The following is a 19,676-nucleotide window of genomic DNA, read 5'->3' as shown; positions in this document are numbered from 1 at the left end:
TCAATTTTAAGAACTAGCTTGTTTTTCATGACGGAATCAAGCGTAGTAATTCTGCTAAAATAAAGCAGAAAGTATGAGATATCAAAGGAGGAACAACGAATGACAATTAATAAAAAGAAGAAGGCAGTAAAATTAGCAGTAACGTCAACACTCATGATACCTGCAATTATGATGGTACCTTTAGTTGCATCAGCCGATATGACTAACAAAGAGGTGACAAAGAGTCAACTGAATAACATTACAAATAGCGCAGGTATAACACCTCTTGCTAGTATGGGAACAGGCTACTCTGACAAATTTAAAAATTTAGAAAACACAGATGGTGTCTTAACAATTAATACAAATTCATCGGCATTATTGGCTGTTGGATTTGCAACGCAAACGAAAACAACGATTACAGTAGATCCTGAATTTGCATCAGAATTTTTTAGTACACCGAATTACAAACAATATTTAGGAGGGTCTGTAGATCGTCTTCATAATATTGGGATTGGTAATAGCAATGTTAAGATTCAAAAATTATGGGATAAAAAAACGGGGCCGCTAAATGGTTTTGATACAGCTTATTTTGATGAAAAAATAAATGCCATTGTTATTTTTAGTGAAGTATCAGTAGTATCTGCGAATCAATATCAAAATGTTAATCTAGAAATTGATTTAGATAAATGGTCTAAAGATACGGGGCGTTTAGTAGAGCGTAAAGACTTCTTCAACTTTAAGGTGAAATCTGGAAACGCTGACCTTGGTATTAACTGGTCATGGGGTGCAGCAGAATCAGTGTTAAACGGTAATGATTTACCAGATGATACGTGGATTGAAAATAAGGTGAAACCGACTACAATTACTTCAGAAGATGAAATGACTTTTACTGGAGTAGGTTATCAACCAATGGACAATGAACATGATACAAATTATTTTGTAACATTAGAAATTGATGGAAAAAAATACAAAAACATCCAGCTAGATAGTGAAGGAAACTGGCAAAAAACGTTTGATAAACCACTGGGTAATGGTAAAGATAAACCTTTAGCAAATGGAACAGTTGTAAAGGCTTATGTAGAGGGTACTGAAACAGAAGCTAATGGTAATGGTATTGTGAATACAAAAGTTTCTGCACCTACTTTCTATACTGTGGGTGAAGATTCAACATCATGGGCAGATTGGGAAATTAAAACACCTACCTTAGCGGATGCTTATGATGAAGAAACAATTATCACAGGTAACTTACCAGAGCAGAATCATCAAAATGGCCGCACCTATGAAACTGTTGTAACAGTTAATGATGTTGAGAAACAACGTGCTGTTATTTCAGGTGAATCTGGTTCTCTAGTCGCACCGTTATTTGATGAAGTGCTTCAAAAAGGTGACGTTGTTAAGGCCTATATTATCGGACATGAAGAAGGCGAAACAGATAAAGAAAGCCTTGTTGCTGAAACAGTTGTTCAGGAAAATAAAGAAGGGCAAGAAAGTTGGGAAAATTGGACAGTTGAACCAACAGAATTAGAAACTATTTCATCAGGTGATGAAATTATTAGAGGTGTCATCCCGATTCAAAATAAATTTAACGGTCGTACTTATGATGTTGAAGTGTTAGTGAATGATAAGTTAGTCGCGACTGAAGAAGGTTATACAGCCCGCGGTGGTGAATTTTCGGTGAGTGTTCCTGATTCAATCGACTTGAAATACAAGGACAAAGTAACAGCAATCGTTGTGGGGCACGAACTAGACAAGGAAGACAAAGATAGTGAAGATACGACAGAAACTGTGAAAGATGTTACAGATCATGAAAATTGGAAAGTTGCAGCAGCGACTATCAATGATGTAAAAGATACAGACACATTTGTATCAGGAACTGTACCAGTAGAAGATACCGAATTTGACCGTAACTATGAAATTGAGGTTGCGGTGAATGATGAAGTAATTAGTACACAAGCAATTACACCAGATGGTGATTATAAAATTGACTTACCAAAAGAAGTGAAATTAGCAGTCAAAGATAATGTTACAGTCACTGTCGTAGGTCATCAAGTTGATTTTGATGATGTATCAAGTGATAAAGTATCAACAGAAGTAATAGATGGTACGAACTGGTCTGACTGGAAAATCGCTAACCCAGAACTGAATGAATTAACAACAAAATCAACTGCTATTACAGGTGAAATTGCTAAGCAAGACATCGATTTTGATCGTAATTATACTGTCACTATCACACAAAATGGTACGGAAATTATAAACGAAAAAGTTGAATCTGATTCTAAATTCAATTTCGAATTACCAGAAAAAGTAACACTAGAAGAAGATGATGAAATTGCCATTACAGTTGAAGGGCATCAAAAAGATAAAGAGTCTAAACTGAGTGAGACAATCACTACAAAAGTTAAGGATGCTAGTAACTGGGCGGATTGGAAAATCGTTAATCCAGAATTGAATAATTTAACGGTTAAAGATACAAAAATCACTGGTAATATTCCTCAACAAGCAGTTGATTTTGGACGTAATTATTCAATTGAAATTGCACAAAATGGTGAAAAAATCATTTCAGAAGTAGTGAAATCAGAAAAAGAATTTAGTTTTTCATTACCAAAAGATGTAACTTTAGCTGAAGGTGACGAAATTACGGCGACATTAATTGGTCATCAAGACGGAAAAGAAAATAAAAAGTCAGAAAACATTACAACCATTGTAGAAAAAGCAGCAGCTGCAGAGACAACTTCTGAATTTAAACTAGGCTACTGGGAAAAATTCGGCTTAGTTTATGAAGGGAAAGTTAACAATGATGATTGGGATTTAACGGATAAGACAAAAGTTGAAAAAACGGTATCTGTTACTGATTCAAAAGGTCAAGTAGTGAAAACAATCACAGCTGCTAATACCGATTGGTATAAAACAGGGCAATTTGATGGTTATCAATTCATCGTTAACAATGATGTGTTAGGTGATTTAGCAGCGGATGATTACAGCTTCACGATGAATATTAAAATTGATGGTGTTGATCAAGATTCAGTTAAGCTAGAGCTAAATAAACCAGCAATGCGTAGTGGTGCTTATCATGATAAATACAATGATCTTGAAAGTGTTGTTTTGAAAGAGAATAAAGTATCGCCATTTGTCAGCGATAACTCTCCAGCGATTAAGATTGAAAAATTTGGCGAAGACACACAGCTTAGATTGTTCAATAAATATTGGAACAATAATACTGAACTCGTTTTTGATGGTTATGTGACAGGGGAAGAATCATTTAAAGACCTCAACAAAACGTTAGAAATTAAAGACAGTTCAAATAAAGTTGTAAAAACAATTGAAAACTTACACAGTGCACCAACTTCATGGGGTATTCCAACAAGTCTGGGCGATGACCATACGTTCCAAGCGATTATTCCTAAAGATTTTGGAAATGAAAAAAACTATGCATATGCTCTAAAAGTGCTTGATAAAGCAGGTAAAGAAGTATACAAATTCGAACTTAAATAAAGGCATGATTTTATTTACGACTAATCATAGGGTTATAATTAGTGGTATTAAATCATAAAATAAAACGGAACGTTAAGACTTTTGTAAAAAAGTCTTGGCGTTTTTTTAGTTACATCATTTATTATTCAAGATGTGAGGTATATTTAGAGTATCAAAAGTAGACCCTTTTGATGAGTGTATAAGGAATTGATATTGACGTATGAATAAGACGTTAGGTAAAATAAAGAGATATATAGGGAGGTGTCAAATAACATGTCATTTTATACATATGAATATCTCATGAATGAATCTAATCTAACTAATTATGTGAAGTATGGTTTAACAATCGTTATTTTACTTTTTTTAAGTTTTGTGACTTTTAAGTATATGCGTGATAAATTGCAGACAAAATATCGTGATCTTAGCATAATTTTTTGCTTGCTTTTAATATTTATTATCGGCATACAATTCACGGATTATTCGCAGGATCAAAATAATTTATCACAATCAGCTCAAATGGCTGTTTTTATTGAATCGGTTAGCAATGAAGAACAAGTACCGACATCAAAAATATTGGTAAATACGACGAGTGTAGGCAATGATATGATTATTAAATTAGAAGACTCCTATTATCAGGTAGAACTTAACCCTAACTTAGAAGCGTATCATTTAAAGGAAGTTAAGTTGTTAGATAAGAATATTGATATCGTTAAAACACATAAGTAAGAAATGAGGGCATATTAATAATGGAACTATATTATACAGCGATTGTGAAGCTAAGTTTAGGGTTTATCTGTTTGATTTTTCAAATAAATTTACTGGGTAAAGGTAATTTAGCGCCATCTTCAGCAATGGATCAGGTTCAAAATTATGTGCTGGGTGGTATTATCGGTGGTGTGATCTACAATCAAGACATTACAATCTTACAATTTTTCTTAGTGCTCGTTATTTGGACAATTGTGGTATTTACTCTGAAATTCTTGAAAAATCATAATCGTTTTGCCAAAAATATCATTGATGGACGACCTGTGGGTCTTATTATCAATGGTAAAGTAATTGTGGAGGCTTGCTTACGATCAGGTATATCAGGCAATGACCTCACTTTTAAACTAAGGGCATTAGGTATTTATGAGATAAAAACTGTTAAACGGGCAGTAATGGAACAAAATGGACAATTAACTGTGATTCAATACGGTGATGATAATATTAAATACCCATTGATTATCGATGGACAGATAAATGAAGATGTATTGGATTTGATACAAAAAGATGCGGTATGGGTATTGGACAAACTCACTGAAAAAGGGTATCAAATGAGTGATATCTATATTGGAGAGTATGATAAAGGAGCAATTGTACTGTACCCCTATAAATAAAGAACCCCCTTGTAAAAGACGTCTTTTACAAGGGGATTTTGCTATTATTTCAAAGAAGTACCATTGCTCGCAATGACTTCTTTATACCAAGAAAAACTTTTTTTCTTAAAGCGTTTGAAAGTTCCACTACCATCATCATGACGATCGACATAGATAAAACCATAACGTTTTTTTAGTTCAGCGGTGGTGAAACTTACAAGATCAATACACCCCCAGGCTGTATAGCCCATGATAGGAACGCCATCTTTAATGGCTTCACCTACTTGTACAAGGTGATCATTGAGATAAGCAATTCGGTAGTCATCTAAAACTGTTTTAGTACCATCAGGTAATGTAATTAATTCGTCTACTGCGCCTAAGCCATTTTCGACAATGAAAACAGGCTTTTGGTAACGATCATAAAGCGTATTTAAATAAAAACGTAAGCCGACAGGATCGATCTGCCAACCCCATTCACTAGCTTCTAAGTAAGGATTCGGAACCCCACCGATAATATTACCTTCGCCACCCTTATGTTCAGGGTTACTTGATTCACATGTGCTCATGTAATAACTAAATGAAACGAAGTCGACCGTGTGCTTTAAATCACCGATATCTTCAGGTGTGACAACGAGTTCGATTCCTTTTTCTTTTAATAATCGTTTGCTGTAACTTGGATAGTAACCACGCACTTGAATGTCAGAAAAATAGTAGTTTTCTCTTTCTGTTTGTAAAGCCTTCATCACATCTTCGGGTTGCGGTGTTAAGGGATAAACAGGCATTCCCAAAATCATACAGCCAATTTGAGCATCAGGTAAGATGTCATGACAGGCTTTAACGACGCGCGCGCTTGCTACTAATTCATGATGAATCGCCTGATAGAGGTCTTGTTCAGTTAACTCGTCTTTTGGTGTATAAATCCCACCACTTAATAGAGGTGTGTGTGCGATTGAATTGATTTCATTAAAAGTGAGCCAATATTTCACTTTTCCTTTATAGCGTAAGAAAACTGTCCGAGCATAATGCTCAAAAAACCCAATTAACTCACGATTACGCCAACCATCGTATTCTTTAGAAAGATGAAGCGGCGTTTCGTAATGTGAGAGCGTAACAAGTGGTTCAATCCCATATTTATGACACTCGTCAAACAAATCATCATAAAAAGCAAGACCTGCTTCATTTGGAGTGTGCTCATCACCATTAGGGAAAATGCGTGACCATGCAATCGAAAGACGGAATACTTTGAAGCCCATCTCAGCAAATAAACGAATATCTTCTTTGTAGCGATGATAAAAGTCAATCGCCTCTAATTTCATATTATCTGAAGTCGGTGTTTCAGTCGGTCGTTCTCTCCACCCTCGTGGCGTAACGTCTTGAACACTTAATCCTTTACCGTCACTATTATAGGCACCTTCGATTTGGTTTGCGGCAATAGCGCCACCCCATAAAAAATCTTTTGGAAATTGCATTGTTTTATCCTCCTTAGACCACATATAAAATGGTTTCTGATTTTTTAATAGTTGTCACATCTTTTGAAATGATATCAATATAAGCGTCTGTATTTGTCACTATAACTGGTGTAGTTATGTCATAACCTGCGGCAATAAGTTGGTCTAACGCCACTTCTACGAGTTTTTGACCTTCAGTAATTGTGTCACCAGCTTCAACAAAAGTTGTGAAAAATTTCCCATCCAATGAAACGGTCTCAAGTCCGATATGAATCAAGAGTTCAATGCCGCTATCGCTAGTTAAACCAATGGCGTGTTTTGTAGGGAAGACTGTGGTAACTGTACCATTGAAGGGTGCTACGAAAGTATTATCATCAGGGAGAATCGCAATACCATCACCCATCATTTTTTCAGAAAAAACCGTATCAGCTACTTTTTCTAACGGTACGACTTTACCAGAAGTTGGGGCAGCAATTTTTTTTGTATCGCCACTGCCAGATTGCACCGTATTTTCAGCGTCCGAGTTTGGGACCGGCGCGTTTTCTGGTTCCTCATCAAAACCAAAAATCCATGTAAGGATAAATGTGAGGAGGAACGAACCGACAGTGACAACAAGCGCATTAAAGATGTTAATATTACTACCGCCCCCGATAAATTGTGGTAAAGAAACAACAGAAGGCACTGCAAAGGCAAACGATTTTAATCCAGTAATGCCAATATAAATACCGACTATCCCGCCTGATATCATTGCCGCATACAGTGGTTTTTTCAACTTAAGGTTAACGCCATAAAGAGCTGGTTCGGTAACACCGGCGACTAACGCAGAAATACTTGCGGCTGCTGAAATTTGTTTTAAGTTTTTATTTTTCGCTTTAAGTGAAACAGCTAAAGTAGCAGCACCTTGCGCAATATTAGAAGCTAACATTGCTGGCAAAATTAAAATATCGGGTGTTGCAGGTGAGGCAATTAAAAAGATCGGTGCAAATGCCCAATGCATACCTGTCATGATGATAAGAGGCATAAAGGCAGCCATCAATCCAAGTGCAAGCCAGCCTGCTTTATCTTGAATGCCAAGAATAATTGTTGAAAGTAACTCGCCTGCATACGTACCTAATGGACCTACGACAACAAGAGCTAAGAAACCAGAAATCAAAATAATGAGTAAAGGTTTCATAAAACTTTTAATAGCAGTCGGGATTATTTTTTCGAAAAAAGATTCGATGTATTGCATTAACCAGACCATTATTAAAATCGGGATAACGGATGAAGAATAGGAAGCAAGTGTCACAGGTATTCCAAATAGAAAGACTGGATCTCCTGCAGTTACCATAGCCGCAAAATTTGGATGAAGCATGATGCCAGCAACGCTGACAGCGAGCATTGGTGTGACATTAAATTTGATAGCAGCAGTATAAGCTAACATAATCGGTAAGAAATAGAAGGGCGCATCACCAAAAAATGCCAAAATAGTATACGTTTGTCCCTTTGCATCTAACAGTCCCATTAGTGGCAACAGAATGAGTAAAACTTTAATCATCCCACCACCTAGTAATGCTGGAATCAGAGGCGACATACAACTAGAAATGATATCGACAAAAGCTTCAAATGGATTTTTCTTTTTTGAACTGGTTGTGTTGGCATTGGTACTGAACGTGCTTATTTTTTGTAACTCTTTAAAATAAGAAGCGACATCATTCCCCATGATGACTTGATATTGGCCACCTTTTTTCATTACACCCATCACGCCTGGGATATTTTTCATATAAGCATCATCTGCTTGTGATTCATCTTTTAATACAAAGCGTAAGCGAGTCATACAGTGTACTAATGATTCAATATTATCTTCGCCACCGACCGTTTTGAGTATTTCTTTTGCAGTATTTGTATATTTCATCTTTTTTCCTCCTCTAATAAAAAAAGACCTAAAGCCCCCAAAAAAACAAGGCTTTAGGTCATGCGCCGTCTTTAGTGACAGCAAGCACCCTAATTATAAATTTTTAGTGATACGTCGAATGTGTGCGGTTAAATATAATAATTCTGTTGAACTAAGAGGGTAATCAAATGTTTTTTCAACATAATCATGAATAAGAATGGCACATTCATATTCATTGCGATATTTTTCTTTTAAAATCATGAGTAATTCAGAGTCTTCATCATCATAATGGTCACTCGTTAAAATACGTTGTGCAAAAAATTTCACATGCGTTATGAAACGGTAATAATCAAGTGATGTTTCATCAAACTCCGTACGGTATTTTTCTTTAATAATATTTTCAATGTTTTTTGTAATTTCAGCAATTTCATAGGCATAATCGAAGGATTTCCCCTCTTCAGCATTCACAAAATGAATGGCAATAAAAGCGGCTTCATCTATCTCAAACTGAACACCTAAATTTTTTTGGACAATTTCAATCGCTTTTTCTCCAATCGCATATTCATCAGGATAGAAGCGTTTGATATCCCAACGCAAAGGGTTTTTTAAAATTATTCCTGTGTTATAACGTTCGACAGCAGAGTGTATATGATCGGTTAGGTTGACGTAAATAATTTCATTGAGGGCTTTTCCGAGCTTGATTTTCCCGAAGTTTATAACGGTCTCAGCGACTAATATATGCTCCATCGGCACATCAAGCAATAGCTCTGTGAATTTATTTTGCATCGATTTATCTCTTAATAAAAACGTTTTTTCAACTAATTCCATATCGATTTCATGATTTTTTTTCTTACCAAAGGCAATGCCTCGTCCCATGACAAGGATATCAAACCCACTCTTGTTGGTCGAAATAACTGTATTATTATTAAGTACACGCTTTATTATCATAAAATCACCTGCCAAAAAAAAATCCTATTTATCATTTCTTATGAAATGCAAATAGGTCATGCTCACAATAATGTGATAACATCCAAAATTAACTAATTAAAATAGGTAGTAATTAACAAATAGCATGCTTACCCGAAGTAATAACATCTATGGTATTGGTTTCAGATTAGCAAAAAATGTAAGGGCTGTCAATACTGTAAAGATTTATATTTCATGATACAACAAAAATATAGCCGAATTATGTGGAAATACTCAATTAATTGAAGGCGATTTCTTTTTAAATTTAAAGCGCTTTCAAAAAAAGCGTGACAATTATCAAAAAGTACAGTATATTATAAACATAAGTATAGTCTTTTGATAAAAGGAGGAAGTTAAAATGCCAGAAAAAACAATTATGTTAGCTTGTTCAGCAGGGATGAGTACGAGTTTATTGGTTACAAAAATGCAAGCAGCTGCCAAAGAACAAGGTCTAGATGCAAAAATATACGCAGTTTCTGTTTCAGAAGTGCCACAACAATTAGAAAAAGAGGTCATCGACATTATTTTATTAGGCCCACAAGTACGTTATGCTGAAAAACAAGTAGCGCAACAAATTGGTGAACGAGATGTGAAGTTAGATGTCATCAACATGAGTGACTACGGTTTGATGCATGGCGGCAATGTTTTAGCGGCTGCTTTAGAAAAATTAAACAACTAAAAAGTTTGTTATAAAAGGAGCATTTAATGATGAAATATAATTTTCCAAAAGATTTTTGGTGGGGTTCAGCGGTAAGTGGCCCACAAACTGAAGGGGTATTCCCTGGTGATAATAAAGGTGACAGTACATGGGATTATTGGTATAAACAAAAGCCAGAACTGTTTTTTGATCAAGTTGGACCTGAAAAAACATCGTATACCTATTTGCGTTTCAAAGAAGATGTTCAATTGTTAAAAGAAACAGGACATAATTCCTTTCGAACATCTATTCAGTGGAGTCGTTTAATTCCAACGGGTGACGGAGAAGTTAATCAGGATGCGGTTCGTTTTTACAACGAATACATTGACGAACTGATAGCGAATGATATTGAGCCTTTTATCAATTTATATCATTTTGATATGCCAATGTCATTGATGGAAAAAGGCGGTTGGGAAAGTCGTGCAACAGTTGAGGCGTATGTGCGTTATGCTAAAATCTGTTTTGAATTATTTGGCGATCGTGTCAAAAAATGGTTCACCAATAATGAACCGATTGTACCCGTCGAAGGCGGTTATCTTTACCAATTTCATTACCCAGCAATCGTTGATTTACGCAAAGCGATACAAGTTGGGTACCATGAGAATTTAGCAAGTGCGATGGCAATTTCGGCTTATCGTCAATTAAATCTTGATGGAGAAATTGGTATTATTTTAAACCTCACACCTAGCTATCCTCGTGATGTTAATAATCCAGAGGATGTAAAGGCGTCAATTATTTGTGATGCGTTCTTCAATCGTTCGTTTTTAGATCCGGCTATTAAGGGTACCTTTCCACAAGAACTCATTGATATTGTAAAAGAGTTAGGTATGCTCCCCGAATATGAAGCAAATGATTTAGACATTATTAAGGAGAATACGGTGGATTTATTAGGTGTTAATTATTACCATCCTCGCCGTGTGAAAGCGAAGGAAACACCAAACAATCCTTTAATACCAATGCCTGATGATTACTTTGATATGTACGATATGCCAAATAAAAAAATGAATCCTTACCGCGGTTGGGAAATATATGAACGCGGCGTTTACGACTTATTAATTAATCTTCGCGACAATTATGGTAATATTCCATGTTTTATTTCAGAAAATGGAATGGGTGTCGAAAACGAAGCGCGCTTTATAAAAGAAGATGGCAGTATAGAAGATGATTACCGAATTGATTTTGTGGCGGGACATCTCCGTTATGTTCATGATGCACTGCAAGAAGGCAGTAATGTGAAGGGGTATCACATGTGGACAGCAATTGATAACTGGTCATGGACTAATGCTTATAAGAACCGTTATGGCTTTGTGTCTGTCGATATCGACAATGAGGGGAAACGAACAATTAAGAAAAGTGGTCACTGGTTTAAAACTGTTGCTGACAATAATGGGTTTGATAATTAGGGGGAATTGAAATGAATGGATGGATTGATAAATTTGCTGAGAAAATGATGCCGTTGGCTGCTAAATTAGGCCAAAATCGTTATTTAACTGTTCTGAGAGATGCTTTTATGTTGGCATTTCCATTAACAATGTTTGGTTCACTTGTCGTTGTATTAAATAACTTACCTTTTTGGCCCGAAAATGTTTCATTACAACTGAATACATTATTGGGGAATGGTCAAAATGCAACAATGTCTATCATGACAGTATTTGTAGCATTTGGTATTGGGTATTATCTTACTAAATCCTATGGTGAAGATGGTGTATTTGGTGGTGTCGTCGCCTTAGCATCTTTCTTAATTCTTACTCCATTTTTCTTCGAAACAGCAGAAGGCGCAGCGGTTACAGGTGCACTTTCACTTGACCGATTAGGTGCAAAAGGGATGTTTATCGGAATGATAGCCGCATTCATTGCTGCAGAAATATATGTGCGCATCACTAAAAAAGGTATTACGATTAAGATGCCAAATGGCGTACCTGAGGCAGTTAGCCGCTCTTTTGCTGCGTTAATTCCTGCGATTACAACATTGACCGTATTCTTGCTTTTAAATGCTGCTGTCAATGGCTTTTTTAACACAAACTTACACGATGTTGTATACACAATTATACAAAAACCGCTTGTTGGATTAGGTAGTGGTTTACCTGCAACATTAGTCGCACTTTTATTTGCTCAGTTGTTATGGTTTTTCGGCTTGCATGGCCAAGTGATTGTGAACTCGGTAATGGACCCGATTTGGCAAACACTGTCACTAGAAAATTTAGCAGCCTACAAATTAGGTGATGAATTACCACATATTATTTCTAAATCATTTATGGAAACGTATACAGTTGGTTTAGGTGGTTCTGGTATGACATTGGCCGTTGTATTAATGATGGCGTTTTTCTTTAAAAATAAACAGATGAAAGAAATTGGTCGTTTAGCTCTAGCGCCAGGGGTTTTTAATGTGAATGAACCGGTTATTTTTGGACTTCCAATTGTTTTGAACGCGACGATTATGATTCCGTGGGTAATCACACCACTCATTGTTACCTCTTTCAACTATGCGGTCATGGCACTAGGAATCTTCCCGATTCCAACAGGAGTTACAGTACCTTGGACAGTTCCAATTTTCTTAAGTGGGATGATGGCAACTAACTCAGTGATGGGTGGGATTTTACAACTACTCGATCTTGTTATTGTTGTCCTATGCTGGTTCCCATTCTTGAAAATATTTGAAAAGGTCAATGCTTCAACAAAGTTATAATCTATGCGATAATGAAATGAAGACCTCTGGTCTTCATTTTTTTAGTTATAGAGGAGTGAAAGTGATGCTGAAATATAAACTGATAGCAGATGATATCAGGCATAAAATACAAAGCGGTGAGTATAAGGCCGATAATCTTTTGCCCGATCAAGTCACGTTAGCTGAACAATACGAAGTGAGTCGTATGACCGTGAAAAAAGCAATTGATATTTTAGCAATGGAAGGTCTTGTATATCGTAAGCGAGGTATGGGCACACGGGTACTAAAAAATGCCTTATGGAATCAAAACGATAGTTTGGCAATAGAATACCAAGGTCTAACAGTTCAGATGAAACATAAAGAAATCACCAGTAAAATCATTGAATTTAAAATTGAATTTCCCGATGAAGCACTCCAACAATTATTAATGATTAAAGAGACAGATGCCGTTTACTTTGTGCATCGTCTACGTTTAGTAGACAAAAAAGCGTATGTATTAGAAAAAACTTATTTTGTTGCAAGTATTGTTGAAAAGTTAGTGCCATCTATATTAGAAAAATCAATTTACAGATACATCAAAGAAGAACTAGGATTGGTTATTGGTGGTGCTTATCGTAAAATACACGCAGATATTCCAGACAAATATGATATTGAATATCTCAATTGTAAAAAAACAACACCGGTATTAGAAGTTGAACAAGTTGTGTATCAACAAAATGGTATCCCATTCGAATACTCAAAATCACGGAATCGTTTTGATACTAGGAGTTATACAATATCAGATGTTATAAAAGATGCCTATAAATAATGTGCTACTTCATAAAAACTTTTTCTTAGACGGAAGAGAATGGTTGAACATTCTTATTTCATTTGGGAGAGGTTTTTATGTTTTTTTCATAGTAGTTATGAATAACTACCCAATCTTTTGTTGTCGGGAAAACAGGTACGCAAAATACAGGCACATTATTGACGTGTAATCCAGTTATATTAGTCAGTACAATATCGTATTTTTGAGCATGTTTCGTAAATGACTTGAGTGAAAGGTCCATTATTATAGTCGATTCGAGATTGTTATTAAAAAGATATGTGATTTTATCTTTTAACATGCGCATATGTTCCACGTCAGTATTGAAAAATAAGCCAACTGACATTTTGGGTGCTAATTTTTCTAGCTCAAGCATTAGATTTTGCCAATTTGTAAAAATAGTATAGGCAAATGAATTAATTGTATGCGTCTCTAATTCACCTAAATTACTTTTGCTAAGTTCTTCTTTGAAGACAGCGATGAATTCGGGGTAATCTTTTTCAATACTATCAACAAAATATTGGTAACGATTGTATAGTATATAGGGTTTCCCATATTGGAAGATACTAATATTATAGAGGTTGAGTAATACCTCATTTTGGTTAGGTTGTGGGATATTCATTTTTAAAGCAATATTATCTAATAATGTACGTAGAGCAGTAACTTTTTCCGCTACTTCAGCCTTTTTTTGGACCATAGAAGTAAGTGTTTCTTGATTAACTGCAAAATTTTCATTTATAAAAGGATAAAACAATCGAAAGATAACTTCGTCGGTTAATTCTACTTTGAAAGTTAGTTTGAAAAGGTTTTTAAACAGAGGGTTTTCTAGTGCAGACAAATCAACATCCTCTGAAAAGGGTGTATACACATCGGTATGATTCCCATTTTGAAGACGAATAATAATAACCATTATCCAAATACGTAATTTTTCAATTTGAGGGAAATTTACTGTGTGACCATTAGACTTTGTAGCTGAAATAAACATTTTATCAAGAACATTCAATTGTATTCTAGAAAAAGGTTTTTTTCGACCCGTATATTTTTCAGAGATATAATAGATGATGAAGTTACAAATATTTGTCTCGTTTCCTACGATTTTTAGAGGAGTAAGGCTGATAGAAAAAGCTTCAGGGACTAATGCCTTATTAATACGCTTAATGAGACGACGCACTGTTGATGTGCTAAGTTATAATTTTTCAGCTAAAGAGTCAACGGTATGCGTTTCATCAAAGAAAACAGTTTCGATTATTTTGAATTCAGTACTATTAGAAAGAATGGTTTCATAAAGATATTCAACGGTATAGTTTTGTGGTATATCCAGGAAGATACCATCAAAATTATGGGTTGTAATGTGTAAAGGCATACAATATTCATTTATAAAATTAATATCAGTGCGTAATGTTTTCGACGTGATATTGAAAAAACGACAGATTTCACTTACAGAAGGTTGTTCATGTAAATGTAGGTACTCAACAATATGCAAAACGCGTAAATCATGAGTAGATAGTATTTTTCTCAAGTTGGAACCTCCTACTTCAATTAGTCAGTATTATCTATTATTATATCAAAAAAAGGACTAATTGATAAATATTTGCATTTTTTATAAAAAAATCTCTTGGTTAGTATTAACTTACATGTTCTTCTTTACTTTCCTTAGCCTTAGTGGTGGTAGTGAACTATAAAAATTGATAAAATATAGAAGTTATTTAGCAAAATAATGATAGACTATACAATACCCTAAATTCGGTATATTACTAATTTTGTGTTAAATTATAGGAATAATATTTTTTGTTGGGAGGAGATTGAAGTATGAGTGAATGGCAAGTTAAGAAATTAGAGGAAATGACAGCAAGAGAGCTATTTGCAATTCTCTATACACGTTCTGAAGTTTTTGTCGTTGAACAAGAGTGTGTCTTCCAAGAACCAACGATAGAGGACTTAACATGCTTACATGTATTTAAGGTAGATGAAAAGCAAGATTTAGTTGCATACGCGCGTATTATTGATAATGAGGAATATATTACATTTGGACGTGTTATCACAGCTTCGAAATATCGGGGAACGGGTGAAGGACAAAAATTATTAACAACTGTTATAGCTGAAATTAATAAACGATACCCGAATAGACTTGTTAAAATACAAGCACAAGCCTACTTGGAAAAATTTTATGGGTCTTTTGGCTTTAAATCTGTATCAGATTATTACTTAGAAGACGACATCAAACATATTGATATGGCAAAATAGTAAGTTTGCAAAAACATCGCTACTTTTTTGAGTATAGGTAAATAATAGATAGTTTAGTAACCAGTGAGCGGTTTTATCGGTGACTGGTTATTTTTATTGTAGAAGTTTAAATGAAATAGTACCTTTTCCCTTTATAAGTGAAAAATGCAACGGAATCCTATATAATAGGAATAATGACCGGGTTAATAAAAACTATTCAGTACTAGATATATAGACTTCTCAGTAATGATGAAAGGAATTAATAAACGTGAAAAAATTCAAGTGGAGTAAGTTAACACCAATTCTAATTATTATTATTGTCGCATTTATTTTTATAATACCTCACCTTATTAGCCGAGGCATGATTATTGGATCAGATGCAATCTTTCATTTTAATCGATTTTATGATACCGCCATGCAAATAAAAACAGGTAATTTCCAGTATTTCATTTCGATGTTTGGTTTTCAAGAGTCGGGGCGTATTGTAAATGCTTTTTATGGGCCATTGTTTGCATATCTACAAGGTTTATTAGTGTTGGCAAGTGGTTCGTGGTTTTATTATCAAGTACTTTCTAATTTTATATTGTATCTGCTATCAGGATTTTCAATGTATGCATTATTACGTACCAATAAAGTCAAAATAAAGATTAGTGTGGCAGCAGCCATCATCTATATGACGACATTTGCAGTACAATACTGGACGATTAGACAAGGCTTTACTAGTTGGGGGGCCAGTATTTTACCGCTCTGTTTAATTCCACTTAGGGATATGATAACAAAGCAACGTATTCATCCGATACAACTGGCAGTATTCATGGCATTAATGTTTCAAACGCATGTGTTTACAAGTCTGATTTTAGGATTAATATACCTTCCTTTTGTAATTAGTGGTTGGTTGGCTTCAAAAGAAAAAAGTCTTATGGTGAAACAATTAGCGATGGCTATCGGTTTATTCTTTATACTCACCTGCAATATATGGGTGAGCTACCTTAATCTATATAAGGAAAATAATATTTTAGCACCATTTGTGAATAACAACATGTCACTCAATACGATTAATAATCACAGCAGTTATTGGTTAATAAATCCAATGATTCTTGTGGTGATTTTGCTCATACAATTAATTATTACGATTCGCTATTGGCGTGATTTTTCTAAATTAAATAAAGTGGTTATTAGTACAGCTGCTTTCTTTTTAATTCTTTCGACCAGTGTGATACCATGGGAAACATTGATGAAGGCACATGTGCCTTTGATTGAATTGATTCAATTTCCATTTCGTTTCTTTGTTCCTTGTACGGTATTATTGCTTTTCTCGTTCGCACTCATTCTTAATTCGGGTCGTATCCATAAAACACGACTCCGTTGGTATGTAAGCATTGCCGTTATTTTGAGTATCATACAAGCAGTTTTGGCTATCAACGCGACAGTAGACATGTGGCATTATAAAAACCCAAAAGAATTTAATCAATCATATTATACAATTATTAGTAAGAAAGATAACGATGAAATAAAAAGGTCGTTTTTTGCTAAAGATAAAGCGCTAAGTTTACAATATTGGCAAAAATCCACACCTGATTATTTACCAATCAATGATAAACTAACGGGTAATACCTACAAAAATTACGCAGAGCTTATTATTGATAAAAATCATCAAGTAACAAAAACTGTTGCAGATGGTAAATTATGGTTGGAGTGGCAAGGCAAAGAAAGTAAAGAAGTGGCGCTGCCTATTGTTAAATATAGGGCGACTGAATTAACGTTAAATGGAGAGAAATTGGTGGATAAAGAAATCCGTAAAACAGGACTGGGCACCCCGATTGTTCAACAAAAAAGCGGTAAAAATCGTTTAAGTGTCGCTTATCATTCGACAGTGCTCTTTAAAATCGCCTTGAGTGTGACTATCGCATCTTGGCTAGCGGTAATTGTCTATTCTTTCCGTCGCAAAAAAAAGCTTGATTAGTGATTAATTAGTACTTTAGAGGCTTTTAAATAAAACAGGTGTATCTAAAAAGTTTAAAAAAACCACTTTATATAGAAAAAAACAGCGGTTAGTGCTGGTCTTTCTATAGAATATTTTCCGATAATTTGCTACAATGAGTAAAGAGTATAGTTAGAAAAAAGGAGAATCATAAAATGATAGCAGTGAGCGATCTTAAAGCAGGTATGACATTTGAACAAGATGGTAAATTAATCAAAGTATTGGAAGCAAGTCATCATAAACCAGGTAAAGGTAACACAGTAATGCGTATGAAACTGAAAGATATCCGTTCAGGTTCTACAATTGAAACAACAATGCGTCCAGATGATAAAGTGCCAAAAGCATACATTGAATCAAAACCAGTTCAATACTTATACAACCAAGATGACATTGAGATTTTTATGGATTTAGAAACATATGACCAATACGAAATTCCAACTACAATCGTTGAAGATGAAATGCTTTATATCTTAGAAAACATGGAAGTTAAAATCCAATTTTATGGGACTGAAGTAATTGGTGTGACGTTACCAAAAACAGTTGAATTAAAAGTTGTTGAAACACAACCTTCAATTAAAGGTGCGACAGCAACAGGTTCAGGTAAACCAGCTAAGATGGAAACTGGCTTAACAGTTAACGTTCCTGATTTCATTGAAGCAGGCGAAGTGTTAGAAGTTAACACAGCTGATGGTTCGTATTTGAAACGTGCGGCTAAATAATCTCTCAGAAAAGATGTGGGTAACTCAACCACATCTTTTTTTGTTCATTTTTATTAACGTAAAATAAAGGAGGTAAGAAATGTTACTAAGTATCAAACGAGACGAGTGGCTCGGAAATGTAAAAAATGATCTGCTAGGTGGATTAGTGACGGCGGTTGCTTTAATACCGGAAGTGATTGGTTTTGCGATTATTGCAGGGGTTAATCCAATGACAGCACTATTTGCCTCAGTGATTACAGCGATTGTTACTTCTTTAACAGGGGGACGACCAGCGATGATGTCAGCAGCAGCAGGCTCAATGGCACTAGTAATGGTCGTGTTAATTAAAAATCATGGTATCGAGTATATGATTGCAGCCACCATTTTAACAGGGGTTTTCCAGTTGTTATTCGGTTATTTAGGGATACATAAATTAATGCGGTTCATTTCAAAACCTGTAATGATGGGATTTGTAAATGCCTTGGCATTATTGATTTTTTTAGCGCAAATTCAACAATTGGAGCATCAAAATGGAACAACTTATGCGGTGGTAGGAATTACGGTTGTGTTGATGTATGTTTTACCACGTGTCACTCGTGCCGTGCCACCCGCATTAATTATTATTGTAGCGATGACGTGTATTGCATTGATGCCGCAACTACAATTACAAACAGTTGGTGATTTAGGCGAGATGACGGGTGTCTTAGCTTTACCAGGTATTCCAATGGTACCGTTCACTTTTGAAACATTGGTAATTATAACGCCAACGGCACTTGCACTCGCTTTTGTTGGCTTAATGGAATCGTTGTTGACCTTACCGCTGATTAATAAAATGACGGGAACGCTGGGTGATAATAAACGCGAAGTGAAGTCACAAGGGTTAGCAAATATCATCACAGGTTTCTTTGGAGGCCCTGCTGGTTGTGCAATGATTGGCCAAGCAGTCATCAATGTGGAATCGGGTGGAAGAAAACGGCTCTCAACACTTACTGCCGGGTTGACCTTATTCATTTTAATTGTATTTTTCAAAGATGTGATGGTTCAAATACCAACAGCAGCCTTGATTGGCATTATGATTGTGGTTGCTGTTAAAACCTTTAGTTGGTCAAGCTTACGAGAACCCCCCCATTTGCCAGCAACTGAGACTGCTATAATGGTCGTTACAGTAATACTTGTTGTCTACACACACAATCTCGCAATTGGTATTTTGGTAGGTGTATTGTTAAGCATGGTGATTTTTATCGTTCAATTAGCAAACATTAATGTTTCACGTGAAAATAAAACTGTGAAAGTTACGGGACCGCTATTTTTTGTTTCGGCCCAAACGATGATCACTTATTTTGAGAACATAACACTAGAAGATGGGATGCGACTTGATTTGTCAGAGGCACCTATCTGGGATAAAGCAGGAAGAGATGCTGTGATAACGATTCGACATCTATTTGAGGAGGCGGATTTGTCATTAGAAGTGACGACCTCTGCTACAGATAGTGAGGAACGACGCAATTAACCTGT

Annotated in this window: 16 protein-coding genes and 1 pseudogene; 11 read left to right on the top strand and 6 right to left on the bottom strand. The window is 35.4% G+C overall.

Features of this window, described 5'->3' with window-relative positions; genetic code table 11:
* The first annotated feature begins 99 nt into the window (after positions 1-99).
* From V6S17_RS11840 to V6S17_RS11830, 3 genes are all read left to right on the top strand, one after another.
* Positions 100-3,471, top strand: a complete 3,372-nt coding sequence (locus V6S17_RS11840; protein ID WP_029091049.1) for a hypothetical protein — start codon at positions 100-102, stop codon at positions 3,469-3,471.
* Between the two features lie 252 nt (positions 3,472-3,723).
* On the top strand, positions 3,724-4,176 hold the full coding sequence (locus V6S17_RS11835; protein WP_029091050.1) for a DUF3290 domain-containing protein: 453 nt from the start codon (positions 3,724-3,726) through the stop codon (positions 4,174-4,176).
* A gap of 20 nt (positions 4,177-4,196) precedes the next feature.
* Positions 4,197-4,826, top strand: coding sequence for a DUF421 domain-containing protein (locus V6S17_RS11830; RefSeq protein ID WP_029091051.1), 630 nt, complete (start codon positions 4,197-4,199; stop codon positions 4,824-4,826).
* Positions 4,827-4,870: 44 nt separating this feature from the next.
* On the opposite strand, the gene V6S17_RS11825 is transcribed toward V6S17_RS11830, so the two are convergent.
* From V6S17_RS11825 to licT, 3 genes are all read right to left on the bottom strand, one after another.
* Entirely contained in the window at positions 4,871-6,274 is a 1,404-nt protein-coding gene (locus tag V6S17_RS11825; RefSeq protein WP_120488015.1) for a 6-phospho-beta-glucosidase, read from the bottom strand.
* A 13-nt stretch (positions 6,275-6,287) separates the two neighbouring features.
* The gene (locus tag V6S17_RS11820) at positions 6,288-8,147 is read right to left on the bottom strand and encodes a beta-glucoside-specific PTS transporter subunit IIABC (RefSeq protein ID WP_029091053.1); all 1,860 of its coding nucleotides are present in this window, start codon (positions 8,145-8,147) and stop codon (positions 6,288-6,290) included.
* A gap of 93 nt (positions 8,148-8,240) precedes the next feature.
* Positions 8,241-9,074 carry a BglG family transcription antiterminator LicT gene (licT, locus tag V6S17_RS11815; protein WP_029091054.1) on the bottom strand — a complete coding sequence of 278 codons (834 nt, stop codon included), beginning with the start codon at positions 9,072-9,074 and terminating at the stop codon, positions 8,241-8,243.
* Between the two features lie 376 nt (positions 9,075-9,450).
* On the opposite strand from licT, the gene V6S17_RS11810 reads away from it, so the two are divergent.
* The 4 genes from V6S17_RS11810 to V6S17_RS11795 all read left to right on the top strand — a co-directional run bounded on the left by V6S17_RS11810 (position 9,451) and on the right by V6S17_RS11795 (position 13,262).
* Positions 9,451-9,771, top strand: coding sequence for a PTS sugar transporter subunit IIB (locus V6S17_RS11810; RefSeq protein WP_029091055.1), 321 nt, complete (start codon positions 9,451-9,453; stop codon positions 9,769-9,771).
* A 26-nt stretch (positions 9,772-9,797) separates the two neighbouring features.
* The gene (locus tag V6S17_RS11805; protein ID WP_036027017.1) at positions 9,798-11,192 is read left to right on the top strand and encodes a glycoside hydrolase family 1 protein; all 1,395 of its coding nucleotides are present in this window, start codon (positions 9,798-9,800) and stop codon (positions 11,190-11,192) included.
* An 11-nt stretch (positions 11,193-11,203) separates the two neighbouring features.
* Positions 11,204-12,475: a PTS cellobiose transporter subunit IIC gene (gene celB / locus V6S17_RS11800; protein WP_029091057.1), complete on the top strand. Its 1,272-nt coding sequence runs from the start codon at positions 11,204-11,206 to the stop codon at positions 12,473-12,475.
* 64 nt (positions 12,476-12,539) lie between these two features.
* Positions 12,540-13,262: a GntR family transcriptional regulator gene (locus V6S17_RS11795; RefSeq protein WP_029091058.1), complete on the top strand. Its 723-nt coding sequence runs from the start codon at positions 12,540-12,542 to the stop codon at positions 13,260-13,262.
* 58 nt (positions 13,263-13,320) lie between these two features.
* Here V6S17_RS11795 and V6S17_RS11790 read toward each other — a convergent pair whose 3' ends face one another.
* From V6S17_RS11790 to V6S17_RS11780, 3 genes and pseudogenes are all read right to left on the bottom strand, one after another.
* A complete protein-coding gene (locus V6S17_RS11790) occupies positions 13,321-14,244 on the bottom strand; it encodes a M protein trans-acting positive regulator PRD domain-containing protein (RefSeq protein ID WP_338515871.1) in 924 nt (307 codons plus the stop codon).
* 84 nt (positions 14,245-14,328) lie between these two features.
* A pseudogene (locus tag V6S17_RS11785) lies at positions 14,329-14,433 on the bottom strand (helix-turn-helix domain-containing protein); the annotation flags it as partial.
* Between the two features lie 12 nt (positions 14,434-14,445).
* A complete protein-coding gene (locus V6S17_RS11780; RefSeq protein ID WP_029091060.1) occupies positions 14,446-14,778 on the bottom strand; it encodes a DeoR family transcriptional regulator in 333 nt (110 codons plus the stop codon).
* Between the two features lie 290 nt (positions 14,779-15,068).
* On the opposite strand from V6S17_RS11780, the gene V6S17_RS11775 reads away from it, so the two are divergent.
* From V6S17_RS11775 to V6S17_RS11760, 4 genes are all read left to right on the top strand, one after another.
* A complete protein-coding gene (locus V6S17_RS11775) occupies positions 15,069-15,503 on the top strand; it encodes a GNAT family N-acetyltransferase (protein ID WP_029091061.1) in 435 nt (144 codons plus the stop codon).
* A gap of 247 nt (positions 15,504-15,750) precedes the next feature.
* Positions 15,751-17,445: a hypothetical protein gene (locus tag V6S17_RS11770; protein ID WP_051535952.1), complete on the top strand. Its 1,695-nt coding sequence runs from the start codon at positions 15,751-15,753 to the stop codon at positions 17,443-17,445.
* Between the two features lie 173 nt (positions 17,446-17,618).
* A complete protein-coding gene (efp, locus tag V6S17_RS11765) occupies positions 17,619-18,182 on the top strand; it encodes an elongation factor P (RefSeq protein WP_029091062.1) in 564 nt (187 codons plus the stop codon).
* 79 nt (positions 18,183-18,261) lie between these two features.
* Complete coding sequence (locus tag V6S17_RS11760) at positions 18,262-19,671, top strand: SulP family inorganic anion transporter (protein WP_051457385.1); 1,410 nt, start codon at positions 18,262-18,264, stop codon at positions 19,669-19,671.
* Positions 19,672-19,676 lie beyond the last annotated feature (5 nt).

The organism is Brochothrix thermosphacta DSM 20171 = FSL F6-1036 (assembly GCF_036884295.1).
In the GTDB taxonomy this organism is placed as follows: Bacteria; Bacillota; Bacilli; order Lactobacillales; family Listeriaceae; genus Brochothrix; species Brochothrix thermosphacta.
Note: the sequence above shows the minus strand (reverse complement) of the source record. Positions and strands in the feature narration are given on the sequence as shown.

Excerpts from the sequence above, each read along its gene's own strand:
- V6S17_RS11840 (WP_029091049.1), top strand. The coding sequence starts at position 100 with ATGACAATTAATAAAAAGAAGAAGGCAGTAAAATTAGCAGTAACGTCA.
- V6S17_RS11835 (WP_029091050.1), top strand. The coding sequence starts at position 3,724 with ATGTCATTTTATACATATGAATATCTCATGAATGAATCTAATCTAACT.
- V6S17_RS11830 (WP_029091051.1), top strand. The coding sequence starts at position 4,197 with ATGGAACTATATTATACAGCGATTGTGAAGCTAAGTTTAGGGTTTATC.
- V6S17_RS11825 (WP_120488015.1), bottom strand. The coding sequence starts at position 6,274 with ATGCAATTTCCAAAAGATTTTTTATGGGGTGGCGCTATTGCCGCAAAC.
- V6S17_RS11820 (WP_029091053.1), bottom strand. The coding sequence starts at position 8,147 with ATGAAATATACAAATACTGCAAAAGAAATACTCAAAACGGTCGGTGGC.
- licT (WP_029091054.1), bottom strand. The coding sequence starts at position 9,074 with ATGATAATAAAGCGTGTACTTAATAATAATACAGTTATTTCGACCAAC.
- V6S17_RS11810 (WP_029091055.1), top strand. The coding sequence starts at position 9,451 with ATGCCAGAAAAAACAATTATGTTAGCTTGTTCAGCAGGGATGAGTACG.
- V6S17_RS11805 (WP_036027017.1), top strand. The coding sequence starts at position 9,798 with ATGATGAAATATAATTTTCCAAAAGATTTTTGGTGGGGTTCAGCGGTA.
- celB (WP_029091057.1), top strand. The coding sequence starts at position 11,204 with ATGAATGGATGGATTGATAAATTTGCTGAGAAAATGATGCCGTTGGCT.
- V6S17_RS11795 (WP_029091058.1), top strand. The coding sequence starts at position 12,540 with ATGCTGAAATATAAACTGATAGCAGATGATATCAGGCATAAAATACAA.
- V6S17_RS11790 (WP_338515871.1), bottom strand. The coding sequence starts at position 14,244 with ATGTTTATTTCAGCTACAAAGTCTAATGGTCACACAGTAAATTTCCCT.
- V6S17_RS11775 (WP_029091061.1), top strand. The coding sequence starts at position 15,069 with ATGAGTGAATGGCAAGTTAAGAAATTAGAGGAAATGACAGCAAGAGAG.
- efp (WP_029091062.1), top strand. The coding sequence starts at position 17,619 with ATGATAGCAGTGAGCGATCTTAAAGCAGGTATGACATTTGAACAAGAT.
- V6S17_RS11760 (WP_051457385.1), top strand. The coding sequence starts at position 18,262 with ATGTTACTAAGTATCAAACGAGACGAGTGGCTCGGAAATGTAAAAAAT.